The organism is Streptomyces sp. NPDC001933 (assembly GCF_042890955.1).
Lineage (GTDB): Bacteria > Actinomycetota > Actinomycetes > Streptomycetales > Streptomycetaceae > Streptomyces.
Genome location: NZ_JBIASS010000003.1, coordinates 548353 through 562886 on the forward strand (window position 1 = coordinate 548353; position 14534 = coordinate 562886).

The 14534-nt window shown below is 71.4% G+C and carries 12 protein-coding genes; 4 read left to right on the forward strand and 8 right to left on the reverse strand.

Annotated features, from left to right (window positions below):
• Positions 1-123: 123 nt before the first annotated feature.
• Positions 124-1149: a hypothetical protein gene (locus ACFYY7_RS10250; protein WP_388659784.1), complete on the reverse strand. Its 1026-nt coding sequence runs from the start codon at positions 1147-1149 to the stop codon at positions 124-126.
• Positions 1150-1321: 172 nt separating this feature from the next.
• Between ACFYY7_RS10250 and ACFYY7_RS10255 the strand changes: the two genes are divergently transcribed.
• Both ACFYY7_RS10255 and ACFYY7_RS10260 read left to right on the forward strand, forming a co-directional pair.
• Complete coding sequence (locus ACFYY7_RS10255) at positions 1322-3475, forward strand: TPM domain-containing protein (protein WP_388659786.1); 2154 nt, start codon at positions 1322-1324, stop codon at positions 3473-3475.
• Between the two features lie 120 nt (positions 3476-3595).
• The gene (locus ACFYY7_RS10260) at positions 3596-4306 is read left to right on the forward strand and encodes a PspA/IM30 family protein (protein ID WP_388659397.1); all 711 of its coding nucleotides are present in this window, start codon (positions 3596-3598) and stop codon (positions 4304-4306) included.
• A gap of 33 nt (positions 4307-4339) precedes the next feature.
• Here the strand turns inward: ACFYY7_RS10260 and ACFYY7_RS10265 are convergent, their stop codons facing one another.
• The 3 genes from ACFYY7_RS10265 to ACFYY7_RS10275 all read right to left on the reverse strand — a co-directional run bounded on the left by ACFYY7_RS10265 (position 4340) and on the right by ACFYY7_RS10275 (position 8132).
• Entirely contained in the window at positions 4340-6856 is a 2517-nt protein-coding gene (locus ACFYY7_RS10265; protein WP_388659789.1) for a SpoIIE family protein phosphatase, read from the reverse strand.
• A gap of 193 nt (positions 6857-7049) precedes the next feature.
• Positions 7050-7478 carry an ATP-binding protein gene (locus ACFYY7_RS10270; protein WP_351260943.1) on the reverse strand — a complete coding sequence of 143 codons (429 nt, stop codon included), beginning with the start codon at positions 7476-7478 and terminating at the stop codon, positions 7050-7052.
• A gap of 252 nt (positions 7479-7730) precedes the next feature.
• Positions 7731-8132, reverse strand: a complete 402-nt coding sequence (locus ACFYY7_RS10275; protein ID WP_388659400.1) for an NUDIX domain-containing protein — start codon at positions 8130-8132, stop codon at positions 7731-7733.
• Between ACFYY7_RS10275 and ACFYY7_RS10280 the strand changes: the two genes are divergently transcribed.
• A complete protein-coding gene (locus ACFYY7_RS10280) occupies positions 8113-8262 on the forward strand; it encodes a hypothetical protein (RefSeq protein WP_388659402.1) in 150 nt (49 codons plus the stop codon). The two genes, ACFYY7_RS10275 and ACFYY7_RS10280, sit on opposite strands and share 20 nt — an antisense overlap.
• On the opposite strand, the gene ACFYY7_RS10285 is transcribed toward ACFYY7_RS10280, so the two are convergent.
• From ACFYY7_RS10285 to ACFYY7_RS10300, 4 genes are all read right to left on the reverse strand, one after another.
• Complete coding sequence (locus tag ACFYY7_RS10285) at positions 8259-8459, reverse strand: SPOR domain-containing protein (protein WP_266729935.1); 201 nt, start codon at positions 8457-8459, stop codon at positions 8259-8261. The genes ACFYY7_RS10280 and ACFYY7_RS10285 overlap by 4 nt on opposite strands.
• Positions 8460-8657: 198 nt before the next feature.
• On the reverse strand, positions 8658-10400 hold the full coding sequence (locus tag ACFYY7_RS10290) for a purine-cytosine permease family protein (RefSeq protein WP_388659406.1): 1743 nt from the start codon (positions 10398-10400) through the stop codon (positions 8658-8660).
• Between the two features lie 159 nt (positions 10401-10559).
• Positions 10560-11312 carry a GntR family transcriptional regulator gene (locus ACFYY7_RS10295; protein ID WP_266729937.1) on the reverse strand — a complete coding sequence of 251 codons (753 nt, stop codon included), beginning with the start codon at positions 11310-11312 and terminating at the stop codon, positions 10560-10562.
• 272 nt (positions 11313-11584) lie between these two features.
• Positions 11585-13168: a S8 family serine peptidase gene (locus tag ACFYY7_RS10300; protein WP_388659409.1), complete on the reverse strand. Its 1584-nt coding sequence runs from the start codon at positions 13166-13168 to the stop codon at positions 11585-11587.
• 230 nt (positions 13169-13398) lie between these two features.
• Between ACFYY7_RS10300 and ACFYY7_RS10305 the strand changes: the two genes are divergently transcribed.
• Positions 13399-14499 carry a pyridoxal-phosphate dependent enzyme gene (locus tag ACFYY7_RS10305; RefSeq protein ID WP_388659412.1) on the forward strand — a complete coding sequence of 367 codons (1101 nt, stop codon included), beginning with the start codon at positions 13399-13401 and terminating at the stop codon, positions 14497-14499.
• Positions 14500-14534: the final 35 nt, after the last annotated feature.

Below are 14534 nucleotides of genomic sequence, written 5' to 3' on the forward strand. Positions count from 1 at the left end.
CCGGGGCGGAGAGCTCGGGGCCCGGCCCCGGCCCGGTATGCCGTCGCTCAGCTCGGATCCGCTCGGTTCCTGACCGCTCGGTTCCTGACCGCGCGGCTCCGGTCCGTGCCGTTCGCGGTCCGCTCAGTTCCAGCCCGCACGGTACGCCGACCAGTCGCCCTCCCGCGCGGCGAAGTCGACGTAGAGCGCGACCCCGAACCGTTCGCGGCCGCGGTCGGTGCGCCCCAGGCCCAGCCTGGTGCCCCGGACCGCGGCCGCGACCGTCTCGGCCGACTCGTGGTGTCCGAGGTCGTCCTCGTGGAAGAACGGCAGTCCCATCAGCAGATCGGTGTCCTTCGGCGTCACTTCGAGGGCGAGCGCCGTCTGCTGGGCGACATAGCCGCCGAACAGCCCCTCCAGGGGCATCCAGGTGTCGTACGACATGACGGCGATCTGGTCGACCCGGCGCGCGACCTGGCCGAAGAACTTCTGCGACCACCACTTCTGGCTGCCGCCGCTGACCACGCCGATCACCCGGTGCGCCGAGGGCAGCGGGTCGATCTGGTGGGCGGCGACCGACAGCTGTGCCTTGCGCGGCCTCGTGAGCGCGCGCAGGTCGTCCAGGAGCGAGAGGTAGTGGCGGTCGCCGGAGTGCAGCGGCTCCAGGTCGAAGTGGACGCCGTCGAACCCGGCGTCCAGGATCTGCCGGGCCGAGGCGACCACGGCGGTACGGGACTCGGCCCGCTCCAGGCGCAGCCCGTCGGGCCCCTCGGTGGCCAGCACGTCGCCGAGCCATGCCTGGACCCGGATGCCGGGCAGGGTGCGGTGCACGGTGTCGATCAGCCACCGGGCCCGGGGGTAGCGGTCGGCGGGCAGGGTGCCGTCGTGCTCCAGCGGCCCGGCGTGGACGTACAGGTCCTTGATCCCCGTCCCCTCGATCCGGTCGGCGAACGCGGCGAGGTCGGCGTCGTCCTTGCGCCCGTCGACCCAGGCGTGGCCGAGCCAGATGGCGTCGCGGCCCCGGGTGCGGGTGTCGTCGCCCGGGTCGCCGGAGTAGTTGAGCCGCAGGGCGATGCCCGCGGTGAGGACCGGCACCACGATCGCCAGGACCACCCCCAGCGCGATCCTTCTGGGCCAGGTCCAGCGGAACCGGGCCGCCCGTTCGCGTATCCGCCCGGCCCCGCGTCTGATCCCCGTGAGCACGTCCGTATCCCCCTGTGTGTCGGTGTGCCGTCGCTGTAGTAGGGCATCATGACGCACCGCCCGGACACCGATGGCGGGCCCGGTCGCCGGGTCGCGGGTGACAGAGAGTGGACATAGCCTCACAAATGTGACGCCGCCCGTGAGCCGTACCCGGACCTCCATACCGGGCCGGGCCCTGCTCACCGCGCTGATGGCGGTGTGCTGGCCGGCCCTTCCCGCAGTACCGGCTTTTTCCGCAGTACCGGCCCTTCCCTCAGCTCCGACAGCCCGCGCCGACGATCCCGTCACGCTGTCCCAGGACGGTCAGATCACCGACAAGGTGGGGGCGCTCGGGGACCGCAGGGACCAGGTGCGGGCCGCACTCGACCGGCTGTACGCGGACCGCCGCGTACAGCTCTTCGTCGTGTACGTACGGGACTTCTCCGGGCGGTCCCCGCAGAGCTGGGCCGATGCCACGGCCGACCGCAACGGCCTCGGCCGCGAGGACGTCCTGCTCGCCGTCGCCACCCACGACCGGCAGTACGCGTACACCGTCGAACAGGGCTCCCGCCTCACCGACGCCCAGCTCCAGGACGTGGCGAGCACCGCGATCGAGCCCGCGCTCAGGGAGCACGACTGGGCCGGCGCGGCGATCGGCGCGGCAAACGGGTACTCCGCCGTACTGGCCGGAAAGCCCGTGCCCACCCCGGCCATCACCCCCGGCGCCGCCGACCCCGGAACCGGTGAATCCGGCGGGACCAGCACCGCTGACCTGATCCTCCCGGTGGTCGTCGTCGGCGGGGCGGCGGCGCTGGCCGCCTACGCGTACACCCGGCGCAGGCGGCGCACCACGACCCGCACCACGCCCGGCGCGAAGGGCTGGGGCCCCGCCTCCGCCGGACCGGACGGGTCGCCGCAGCCGCCGGAGCCGCTGCCTGAGCTGGACGCTCGCGCGAAGGAGGCGCTGGTGGACACCGACGACGCGGTCCGCACCAGCGAGGAGGAACTGGGGTTCGCCACCGCCCAGTTCGGCGAGGAGGCGGCGGCCCCGTTCACGGAGGCCGTCGGCCACGCGAAGGGCGAGCTGATGGCGGCGTTCCGGCTGCGTCAGCGCCTGGACGACGCCATTCCCGAGGACGAGGCGACCAGGCGCCGGATGCTGGACGAGATCATCGGCCGCTGCGCGGACGCGGGCGCCCGGCTGGACGCCGTGTCCGAGGACTTCGACCGGCTGCGCGCCCTGGAACGCGACGCCCCGCAGGCCCTGGCCACGGCCGAGACCGCGTTCCGGGCGCTCGCCGGACGGGTCGCCGCGGCCGAGGCCACCCTGAACACGATGCGCGAGGAGTACGCGGAGTCGGCCTTCGCCGCCGTCGCCGGCGACATCGAGCAGGCCAAGGACCGGCTCGTCTTCGCCACGTCGAGCCTCAACCGGGGCCGGCAGTCGGTGGACAGCACCAACAACTCCGCGGCGGCGGTGTACATCCGGGCCACCGAGGGCGCCGTCGACCAGGCGACCACCCTCGTCGACGCGGTGGAGCGGCGGAGCCGGGAACTCGCGGAGGCGGCGGGGCGGCTGCCCGCCGCCCTCACCGAGACGGAGACCGATCTGGCCGATGCGGGCGGGCTGCTCGAAGGTGCCGGGGACGGTGCGCCGACCGCCGATCTGCGGGGCCGGATCGCCCGCGCGAAGTCGGTGCTCGGCGATGTGCGGGCCCGGATGCTGGCCGGGCCGTACGACCCGATCGACGCGCTGCGCAGGGTGGAGGAGGCGGACGCGGCGCTCGACGCGGCGCTGGCCGGTGTCCGCGAACGGGATCAGGGCGACCGGCGGGCCCTCTCGCTGCTGGACGGGGCGGTGCTCACGGCGCGTTCGGCGATCGCGGCGGCGGCCGACTTCATCACCACGAACCGGGGAGCTGTGGGCAGCCAGGCCCGGACCCGGCTGGCGGAGGCCCAGCGGCGTCTCGACCGGTCGCGCGAGCTGGCCGGATCGAAGGATCCGCAGGGGGCGCTGGCCGAGGCGCAGCAGGCGGATTCGCTGGCCGGGCAGGCCCGGAGCCTGGCCGAACAGGATGTGCGCGCGTACGGGAGCCGGAACGGTCCGGGCGGTGCGCGCGGGACGGGCGGCGGGGTCGGCGGCGCGGTGCTCGGCGGCATCATCCTCGGCGGCCTCCTGGGCGGCGGGGGCGGGCGCGGCGGCGGCGTCCACGGCGGGGGGTTCGGCGGCGGGGGGCACGGCGGGGCCGCCGGTCCGGGCAGCTTCGGCGGCGGGGGCACCCGGGGCCGGCGCGGTGGCGGCGGCCGTTTCTGACCCGGCCGCGGGCCTGCCCCGAGGCTTCATCCGCAGTTTCGCTTCATCCACAGGGATCGATCCCCCGGAGAGACCCACCGCGGGCCCCGGAGAGACCCACGCGCACAAGGAGAGAGTTCCATGACCAAGCAGACCATTCTCGGCCGCGTCACCCAGCTGGCGAAGGCCAACATCAACGCGCTGCTCGATCAGGCGGAGGACCCGCAGAAGATGCTGGACCAGCTGATCCGCGAGTACACGGCCAACATCTCGGAGGCCGAGCAGGCGGTCGCCACGACCATCGGCAATCTGCGGCTGATGGAACAGGACCACCAGGAGGACGTGGACGCGGCGAAGGAGTGGGGCGGCAAGGCGCTCGCCGCGAGCCGCAAGGCCGACGAGCTGCGGGCGGCCGGGTCCGGGGCGGAGGCGGACAGGTTCGACAACCTGGCCAAGGTGGCGCTCGGCCGTCAGCTCCGGTCGGAGAAGGAGGCGGGGACGGCGGAGCCGGTCATCGCCGCGCAGACCGAGGTGGTGGACAGGCTGAAGTCCGGCCTGGACCAGATGAAGACCAAGCTGTCGGAGCTGAAGGCCAAGCGGGACGAGCTGGTGGCCCGTGCCAAGTCCGCCGAGGCGCAGAACCGGATGATGGACTCCGTCAAGAGCATCGACGTCCTCGACCCGACCAGTGAGCTCAGCCGGTTCGAGGACAAGGTGCGGCGCGAGGAGGCGAAGGCGCTGGGCAAGCAGGAGCTGGCCGCCTCGTCGCTGGACGCCCAGTTCGAGCAGCTGGACGGCCTGGGCGACAGCGCCGAGATCGATGCCCGGCTGGCCGCGCTGAAGTCGGCCTGAGACCTGTCGGCCCGGGGCCCGCCCGGCGGCCGGTCAGTACATGCTCAGCAGCTGCTCCACGGAGAGTTCGGCGGCCGGCGCCCCGTCGGGCAGGGCCAGCTCGAACCAGACGGTCTTGCCGCGCGGGGTCCGCCTGGACCCCCAGGCCACGCTCAGCAGCCCGACCAGCTGGAGCCCGCGCCCGCCCTCGTCGGTGTCGCGGGCCCGCCGCCGCCGTGGCTGGACGAGTCCGGCGTCCCACACCTCGCAGACGAGGGTGCGATCGCGCAGCAGCCTGAGCCTTATCTCGCCCTCCCCGTACCGCAGGGCGTTGGTGACCAGCTCGCTGACCAGCAGTTCGGTGGTGTCCACCAGGTCGTCCAGGCCCCAGTCGAGCAGCCGGCCGCGGGCCAGTGCGCGGGCCCGGCCCACGGAGCGGGGTTCGCGGGGCAGCCGCCAGTCGCCGACCGCGTCGGCCGGCAGTCCCTGGATACGGGCCACCAGCAGGGCGATGTCGTCCTCGCCGTGCCCGGTTTCCAGGGTGCTCAGCACGTGGTCGCAGACGTCCTCGATCGGCCGTTCCGGCTCGACGAGCGCGGCGCGCAGGGCTTCGAGGCCTTCGTCGAGCGGGTGGTCGCGGGACTCGACGAGCCCGTCCGTGTAGAGGGCGAGCAGCGAGCCCTCCTTCAGTTCGACCTCGACCTCCTCGAAGGGTTCGCCGCCGACGCCGAGCGGCATGCCGGGCGGCACGTCGAGCAGCAGGGCGGCCTCGCCCGGTTCGACCACGGCGGGCGGGAGGTGGCCCGCGTTGGCGAAGGTGCAGCGCCGGGTGACCGGGTCGTAGACCGCGTACACGCAGGTCGCCAGGTAGACCTCGGAGAGGTCCGCCTCCCGGGACTTGTGGGCGGCCCGCGAGGGCCACTGAGAACCGCCGGACGTGCCGGGGGTGCCGAGTCCGCGGGCGACCTCGTCGAGCGCGGAGAGCACCTCGGCGGGTTCCAGGTCCAGCAGGGCCAGGGTCCGTACGGCGGTGCGCAGTTCGCCCATGGCTACGGCGGCGCGCAGTCCGCGGCCCATGACGTCGCCGACGACGAGGGCGGTGCGGTGGCCGGGGAGCTCGATCACGTCGAACCAGTCGCCGCCGACCTCGGTGGCCGTGTTGCCGGGCAGGTAGCGGCAGGCGATGTCGAGGCCGGCGGCCACCGGGTCGCCGGGCGGCAGGAGGCTGCGCTGGAGTATCAGGGCGCGTTCGTGCTCGCGCCGGTAGAGGCGGGCGTTGTCGATGCAGACCGCGGCGCGGGCGGCGAGTTCGGTGGCCAGGGCCCGGTCCCGCTCGCCGAAGGGTTCGCTGCCCTTGGTGCGGGAGAACTGCACGAGACCGACCACCGTGTCGTGGGCGACCATCGGCACGGCGAGCGTGGACTGGACGAAGCCCCGGTCGTCGCCGGGCACGTCCTCGACCTGGCCGGTGCGCAGGGCGATGGCGCACGGCGAGTTGAACGAGAAGCGGTGTACGGAGCCCAGCTCGGGCGAGCCGGTCTCCGCGGCGGTGTCGGGCAGGACGTCCGCCACCGCGCTGGCCAGGGCGACGCGGCGCAGTTCGGCGGAGCCGCCGACGGATTCCTGACGGAGCGAATCCCAACTGCCGGGCGGTGCGTCGTCGCCGGTGAGCAGCCCCTGGTAGAGGTCGACGGAGGCGAGGTCGCAGAAGCCGGGGACGGCGACGTCGAGGAGTTCGCGGGCGGTGGTCTCCAGGTCGAGGGAGTTGCCGATCCGGGCGCTGGCCTCGTTGAGCAGGGCGAGGTTACGGCGGGCGCTGGCGGCCTCGCGGGCGGCGATGTGCCTGCGGGTGACATCGGTGGCCAGTCCGGCGACGCCGATGGGGCGGCCGGATCCGCTGTGCACACGGTAGAGGTTCATCGACCAGTGGCGGCTGCCGGCGCCGGGGGCGGTGCCGACGATCTGGAGATCGGTGACGGACGTTCCGGTCTCCAGTACGCGCTGGATGGTGACGGTGAGCCGGTCGGCCTCGGTGCCGGAGAGATAGTCGTCGACCGTGCGGCCGCGGTGGTCCTCGGCCCGGCCGCCGAAGACGGTGGCGAAGCGCTGGTTGGCGCGGATCACCGAGAGGTCCGTACCGAACAGCACGAAGCCGAAGGGTGATTGGCCGAATATCGCCTGGGACGCGGCAAGGTCCGTCTCGATGTGGCGCAGTGCCCGGACGTCCACGACGATGCAGAGCGCGGCCCGTTCCCCGCTCTCCGTCTCGCTCGGCATCACATAGATCTCGGCGAGCCCCTGCACGGCATCCTCGCCCGGTATGCGGAAGGGGACGAGGCCCGTCCACTCCCGGCCGTCGAGGATCTCGCCGACCCTGCGGCGGCCGTCCGTGCGCAGTTCGGCGGGCATGAATGCCTCGACCGGGTCCATGCCGACCGCCCTGTCCGCGGCAATGCCGAAGAGGCCGGCGGCCCGGCGGCTCCACTGCTCGATCAGGCCATCGGGGCCGATCGAGAAGGAGGCGACCCTGATGTAGTCGTAGATCGAGCCAGGCGGGCTGCTCTGCCACACGATGTCGCCCGCTGTCCCAGGTATTTCGCTCACGCGACCGTCCCCTCCAGCTCACACACCGGACCGGTCATGCCCGCAGTATTCAGTACTCCGGCCCCAACCGACACGGCGTTCACGATCACAGCACGGTCTCAGTCCCTTTCAGCCAGGTTCTGGCCGACCTCTGGTGATCGCTGTCCGTCCCACCCCACTCCTAACCAGGCAGGGCCAGCTCGAACCACACGGTCTTGCCGGTCTTTCCCCGCCGGGTCCCCCAGCGGCGGGCGGAACACGCCACCAGCTGCAGCCCCCTGCCCCCTTCGTCCTCCGGTCCCGCCATACGTTCGGTGGGCGGATCCGGAAGCGGATCGGAGACTTCCACGAGCAGTCCCGGATGGGCGGAGGGGGCGTCCCCGTTGGGATGAGGGCGCACCAGGCGTACGCCGATGGGCCCCGATGTATAGCGCATCGAGTTGGTGACCAACTCGCTGACCAGCAGAACTGTCAAATCCCCGACGGCGGCATCGAGCCCCCAGGCGGTCAACGCCCCATGGACCGCATGCCGTGCGGATCGCACGGCGCCCGGCTCAGCCGGAAAGGTCCACTCGGCGCAGTCGCCTTCACTGTCGATCACGCCGATCACTTCCCAAGACCAGCAGCGGAGAACGCCCTGTTTACAAGGGCTATTCAGCACATACCCGATATTTGGGGTGAACTATCGCCGGGGCCGACACGTGGGGCGTACGGGTGTACGGCCGTGCGCACGAACGGATGCACCCGGGGAGAGGGGGCGCACAAGGCGACGGGCGCGCGCTGCCGCCTTGGCGCCTGCCCCCGCCTGCCGACGCCGGGAGCCCGGCCGTACGGGCCAACTCCGCTGCTGCCTCCGCCCTGTTCAGGCCAGCGCGCCCGAGGCCTTGAGGTCGTCGAAGAGTAGCTGGTCGACCGGCGGGACGAGCGGCCGGTCGGCGTAGGAGAACCACTCCATCTCCTCGATCTCGCTGCTGACGGTCAGCGTTCCCTGATACTCGCCGGCGTAACAGCTCATGCGCACGACCACCCCGTCCGGATGACCGTGCGCCTGCGCCTCGTACGTACCCATGTGGGACACGGTCGCGGGCAGGATGGCCACGGCCAGCTCCTCCTCGACCTCGCGCAGCAGGGTCTGCAGGTCGGTCTCCTGACCCTCCCGCTTGCCACCGGGGATGTAGAAGACGTCCTTCCCCCGTGGCCGCGCGCAGAGAATCCTGCCGTTCTCCACCCGCACCCATGCCACCGTGTCGATCAGGACCGACATCACTCCGCCTTCGCTCTCGCGCAACCCCGTCGGACAGGACCCTAGAACCTCCGGATACGGGCGGGTGAACGCGGGCACGGTCATGCGCCGGAGCGCGATCGCCCGCCCCGCCGCACTCCTCGCGCCCTAGGGCCGCGCGCTCTGCTCCGCGCGCTCCACCCAGTAGAGCTGCTTGTGGCCGTGCTCATCGAGCTTGTCGGCGATCTTCTGGGCCTCGCCCTGCGTGGCATATCTGCCGACGCGATAGCGATTGCCGTTGTCGTCCTGCCTTATCACCAGCCACGGGAGCACGGCACCGCTGTCGCTCATCGTGTCCCTCCCGAGCATTGCGCCCCTCCCTCGAACGGCGTGCACGTCAGTAAAGATCCCCAGGAAACCGCGGTACGCATATGCCCGAGCGTACGCCTGACCTTCACTCAACGGATACGTATTTACACAAAGAGGTACCGATCCGGTCAGCAAGAGGGGGCGCACCCGGCCGGATGCGCCCCCTGCGCCGGTGGCCTCCCCCGCCGCCGTCCCGTGCTATCCCGCCTCCGGCGCCGCCGCGCGCACCGTCGGCACCGGCATCAGGACGGGGCCGGCCGACGGCTGCTTGCGGCAGACGTCCCCGCACTCCGCGTCCAGCGAGCAGCACAGCGAGCAGATCGGCCCGGACCGCACGGGGCAGTCGGCGATGTCCGGCAGCTCGTAGGCGGTCTCGCAGACCGCGCAGGTGTGGGTGGCGGTGATGTCCGCGACCTCGGCGCCCGGACCGTTCACCGGGTTGGGCCGCGCCAGGTAGTACTTCCCCTTCGTCGCCCAGGCGATCAACGGGCAGAGCGTCGACGCCAGTCCGGCCGCGATGAAGGTCGAGAAGGCTTCGGCGTAACGGCCGAAGAGCCCGAAGAACGCCAGGATCGAGACGGTCGAGGCGATCACCATCGCGCCGAATCCGGCCGGGTTCACCGCGTACAGATAGGCCCGTTTGAACTCGATGTACCGCGGGCTCAGCCCGATCCGCTTGTTGACGACCAGGTCGGTGGCGACGGCGGCGATCCAGGCGATGCCCACGTTCGAGTAGAAGCCCAGCAGCTTGTTGAGGGCGGCGAACATGTTCATCTCCATCAGCGTGAGCGCGATGGAGAGATTGAGGAAGATGTACCAGACCCGGCCCGGATGCCGATGGGTGATCCGGGAGAAGAAGTTCGACCAGGACAGCGAACCGCTGTAGGCGTTGGTCACATTGATCTTGATCTGCGAGACGATCACGAAGACCGCCGCCGCGGGCAGCGCGAACGAGCCGAGCCAGGGTCGCAGCGCCTCGATCTGCGGTGCGATCGGCTCCAGCGCGTGCGTCCTGCCGACGGCCTCCAGCGCGACGAAGGCGAGCAGCGCGCCGCCGATCTGCTTCGCGGCCCCGATGACGACCCAGCCCGGCCCCGCGGCGAGCACCGCGAGGTTCCAGCGCCGCTTGTTGGCCTCCGTCCGCGCCGGCATGAAGCGCAGGTAGTCGGCCTGCTCACCGATCTGCGCGATGAGCGAGAGCGCGACGCCCGTGCCCAGCCCGAAGCCGATCCAGGAGAACCCGGACCCCGCGCCCTCGGTGCCGCCGAAGGAGCCGAACGCGCCCCAGGCGTCGGGGGCTTCGAAGGCGAGCACGACGAACGGCAGCACCATGCCGATGATCCAGACCGGCTGGGTCCACGCCTGCACCTTGGCGAGCGCCCCCATGCCCCGGAAGACGATCGGGATGACGATGAGTGTGGTCAGCAGGTATCCGGCCTCGACCGGGAGCCCGACGGCCTGGTGCATGGCCTGCGCCATGATCGAGCCTTCGAGGGCGAAGAAGATGAAGGTGAAGGACGCGTAGATCAGCGAGGTGAGCGTCGAGCCGAAGTATCCGAAGCCCGCGCCACGGGTGACCAGGTCCATGTCCAGGCCGTACTTCGCGCAGGCCCGCGCGATCGGTACGCCGGTGAGGAAGATGATCGTCGCGGCGGTGAGGATCGAGGCGAGTCCGCTGGTGAAGCCGTAGGTGAAGACGATCGAGGCGCCGATCGCGAAGTCGGCGAGGTAGGCGATCCCGCCGAGTGCGGTGCCCGCCACCGTGGCCGGCGACCAGCGCCGGAAGGAGTGCGGCGCGTAGCGGAGGGAGTAGTCCTCGCGGCTCTCGTCGGCGGCGAGCTTCGCGTAACTGCGGGCCGGGGCCGGGGCGCCGGGGCCGGCCGGGGTGTCGGCCCCGGCCGGGATGGCCCCGGCCGCTTTCGGTGTGGCTGTGTCCGTCATCGGTGACTTCCCGTCCGTCGTCCGGTGTGCGGGTACGGACCGGACGGTAGGAGCGGTACATGACAACCTCATGCAGTCGGTGATTGCCCGTCGGTTACGGGAACCGCCCGGGCGTTAACGTGTCGTCACCGACGCCGGACGGCGATCTCCGCCCACCGGTCACCTGACCGGAAGGTGGTACGCGACCCGGTAGCGATCGGCGGGCACCACCACGTCCGCCGTCTCGACCGGGCGGCCCGACGCGTAGTACGTCCGCTCGATCACCATCACCACATGTCCGGGCACACCGCCGAGCGCCAAGAGCTCCTCCGCCAGCCCCGGACGCGCTCCGACCTGCTCGGCCACGTTGTCCACGACGACATCGATCGCGGCCATCCGCTCGACCACCCCGCAGCCGCCCAACGGGCCCTCCTCCGGCAGCATCACCGGCGTACGCCCCGTAACGGCGAGCGGCTCCCAGGAGGTGGAGAGCATCATCGGCTCCCCGGCCTCGCGGAAGGTGTACCTCGTCCGCATCACCCGGTCACCCGGCTCGATGCCCAGACGCTCGGCGATCTCGGCGCTCGCCCCCTCCTGTTCGCTGCGGGACTCCCACGTCCCGTGCACCCCCTCCGCCGTCTGCTCCTGGCGGAACGGACTGGCGCCGGCCGCGGACCGGTAGCCGGAGCGGGCGATCCGCCGCGGGACCGGGCGCTCGCGCACATAGGTGCCGGAACCGGAACGCCCCTCCACCAGGCCCTCGGCCATCAGCACCTTTCGCGCCTCCAGCGCGACGGTGTCCGAGACTCCGTACTCCTCGCGGATACGGGCCTGCGAAGGCAGGCGCGTATGCGGCGGCAGCGAACCGTTGACGATCTTCTCTCGCAGATCGCTTGCAACGCGCAGATACGCGGGCTGCTCACCGAAAGTCACAGGCCACTCCCAACAGGTTGACAGTCTGCAACAGCGTGACAACCGTCGGTTGTGAACCGCAAGTACAGGCCAAAGATTCACTCGATGTGATGATTCGCCAGGTCCTTGCGCATATCCGGCCGTCGACCACCAGAGGGTTCTCAGCTCTTCTCACGCCTCCTCCCCTCCCCCGGTTCACCGCAACCGCGTTCCTTCGCGCACGGAAGTGGGGCGGCTGCCGAAGCAGCCGCCCCACATGTCCGACGCGTCAGGACGTCAGAGCCGAATGGCCGTCAGAACTGCAGACCCCAGGAGTTGATCTTCCCGGTGTCCGCCGCCGCGTTGTCGGCGACCCGCAGCTTCCAGGTGCCGTTGGCCACCTCCGACGAGGCGTTCACGGAGTAGGTGGTGATCACGTTGTCCGCGCTGCCACCGGTCCCGAAGCCCTTCAGGTTGTAGACCGAACCGTCGGGCGCGACGAGGTCGATCTTCAGGTCGCCGCTGTAGGTGTGCGTGATGTTCACGGGCACGCTCAGCGTGGCCGGCGCGTTGCCGGTGACACCGGTGACGGTGATCGGCGACTCGACGGTGGAGTTGTCGGCGATGGTGTAGCTCGTCGTGCTCTCGAACTTCTTGCCCGGCGGCGTGGTGGTGCCGCTGCCGACGTTCAGCAGCCGGTTCGGCGAGCCCGTACCCGGGCTGGTCACCACTCCGGTGCTGGCCGCGGCGACCAGTCCGGCGGAGACCTGTGCCGGGCTGTCGCTCGGGTGGTCGGCCAGGTAGAGGGCCGCGGCACCCGCGACGTGCGGCGTCGCCATCGACGTACCGGAGATCGTGTTGGTGGCGGTGTCTCCGGTGTTCCAGGCCGAGGTGATCGACGAGCCGGGGCCGAAGATGTCCAGCACGCTGCCGTAGTTGGAGAAGCTGGAGCGGGCGTCGGTGCTGGTGGTGGAGCCGACCGTGATGGCCTCGGTGACCCGCGCCGGGGACTTCGTGGAGGCATCGGTCGACTCGTTGCCCGCGGCGACGGCGTACGTGACGCCGGACGCGATGGACTTGCGTACGGCGGCGTCGAGCACCGAATCCACCCCGCCGCCCAGGCTCATGTTGGCGACCGCGGGCTTGACGGCGTTCGCCGTCACCCAGTCGATGCCCGCGACGACCTGCTCGGTCGTGCCGGAGCCGCTGTCGTCGAGGACCCGGACGGAGACGATCTTCGCCTTCTTGGCGACGCCGTACGCCGACCCGGCGACGGTGCCCGCCACGTGGGTGCCGTGACCGTAGCCGTCGTCCGCCGTGTTGTCGTCGTCGATGGCGTCGTAGCCGTACGAGGCCCGGCCGCCGAAGTCGGTGTGGGTGATCCGCACACCGGTGTCGATGATGTACGCGGTGACACCCTGGCCCCCGTTGTCGGGGTAGGTGTAACTCTGGTTCAGCGGAAGGGACTTCTGGTCGATCCGGTCGAGACCCCAGGAGGGCGGCGAGGGCTGGGTGCCGGTGACATGGAAGGTCCGGTTCTGCACGACGGACTCGACGGCCGGGTCCGCGGCGAACTTCTTCGCCTGGTTCTCCGAGAGCTCCACCGCGTAGCCGTTGACGGCGGTGCGGTAGGTCCTCTTGATCTCGGCGCCGTACTCCTTGGCGAGCGCCCTGCCCTTCGCGGAACCCGCGTCGGCCGCCGATTCGTCGAGCGTGACGATGTAGCTGCCGCTGATGGTGCCCGGGGCACCCGCGTTCTGGATCCGGCCTTCGGGCGCCGGCTCGGACGCCGAGGCGGGGAACACCGCGGCGCCGGAGAGTACGAGGGCCGCACCGGCCATGACACTCGCCGCGGCGAGTCTTCGGCGCGCGTGGGGGGTGTGACGCGTCACTGACATGTGGGGGGTCCTCCTCGATCGAGGTGCACTGGTGGGGGGTTCGCGTGCTGCCGGACGGGACGAAAGCACTGAAAGGCATGGGCATGACAAATACCTCTTGCTGGTGCCGCGCTGCCCAAGTCCCTGCCGACAGCGAAAGATTGACCGATTCTTGGGAATCGCACAAGGGTGCGCAGGGCTCTGCAATACCTTCGCCATCGCGCTGCCACGCGCCTGACATGCTGACCGGCATGCCCGCATACATCTGCCCGCAGGACGGCACCCGCGCCGACACCACCGCTCTCACCTGGTGCTGCCCGGTCTGCCGTGGCCCCTGGGACCTCGAATTCGAAGCCGCCGGCACGTTCTCGGTCAACTCCCTGACCGGACGGGTCAATTCACTTTGGCGTTACGAAGAGGTGCTGCCGCTCTCCTCACCCACGGCCACGCTCGGCGAGGGCCGCACCCCGCTCGTGCCGGTCACCGGCACGGTCTCGGCCAAGCTCGACTTCCTGATGCCGACGCTCTCCTTCAAGGACCGCGGCGCGGTGATGCTCGCCGAGCTGGCCCGCCGGCTGTCGCCCGAACGCGTCGTCGCGGACAGCAGCGGCAATGCCGGGACGGCGGTCGCCGCGTACTGCGCCCGCGCCGCGCTCCCCTGCACGGTGTACGTCCCCGAGGGCACGTCCCCGAAGAAGACCGAGCAGATCCGGGCCCACGGCGCCCGCCTGGAGATCGTCCCCGGCGACCGCGAGGCCACCGCGGCCGCCGCCCGTACCGCCGCCGACGTCCCCGGCACGTTCTACGCCTCGCACGTCTTCAACCCGTACTTCCTGCACGGCACGAAGACGTACGTGTACGAGCTGTGGGAGGACCTCGGCGGCCGTCTCCCGGACGCCATCGCCGTACCCGTCGGCAACGGCACCCTTCTCCTCGGCGCGGCCCTGGCCACCGCCGAGCTCCACGCCCGGGGGCTGATCGACCGGCGACCGGCGCTGATCGCCGTACAGGCCGAAGCCGTCTCGCCGCTGGCCGCCGCCTTCCGCGCGGGCGCCGACGACCTGCTTCCCGACGGCCTGCCCGGCGCCCCCGCCGCCACCCTCGCCGAGGGCATCGCCATCCCGCGCCCGCCGCGCGCACGGGCCATCCTGGCCGCGGTCAGGGAATCGGGCGGCACCTTCCTCACGGTGACCGAGGATCAGATCCGTACCGCGCAGCTGGACCTGGCGGCGCGCGGCTTCTACGTGGAGACGACGGGCGTCGCCTGCTGGGCCGCGGTCGGTGACTGGACGGACCGGAGCGTCGTCGTCCCGCTGTGCGGCGCGGGCCTCAAGACCGGCCTCGCGGGCTGACGAAGCGGCCCGGCGGGGCGGGACGGCCGGGCGGG

Bases quoted from the DNA above. Each gene is read 5' to 3' on its own strand.
- ACFYY7_RS10260 (WP_388659397.1), top strand. From the start codon at position 3,596: ATGACCAAGCAGACCATTCTCGGCCGCGTCACCCAGCTGGCGAAGGCC.
- ACFYY7_RS10275 (WP_388659400.1), bottom strand. From the start codon at position 8,132: ATGTCGGTCCTGATCGACACGGTGGCATGGGTGCGGGTGGAGAACGGC.
- ACFYY7_RS10285 (WP_266729935.1), bottom strand. From the start codon at position 8,459: ATGCTCGGGAGGGACACGATGAGCGACAGCGGTGCCGTGCTCCCGTGG.
- ACFYY7_RS10290 (WP_388659406.1), bottom strand. From the start codon at position 10,400: ATGACGGACACAGCCACACCGAAAGCGGCCGGGGCCATCCCGGCCGGG.
- ACFYY7_RS10300 (WP_388659409.1), bottom strand. From the start codon at position 13,168: ATGTCAGTGACGCGTCACACCCCCCACGCGCGCCGAAGACTCGCCGCG.
- ACFYY7_RS10305 (WP_388659412.1), top strand. From the start codon at position 13,399: ATGCCCGCATACATCTGCCCGCAGGACGGCACCCGCGCCGACACCACC.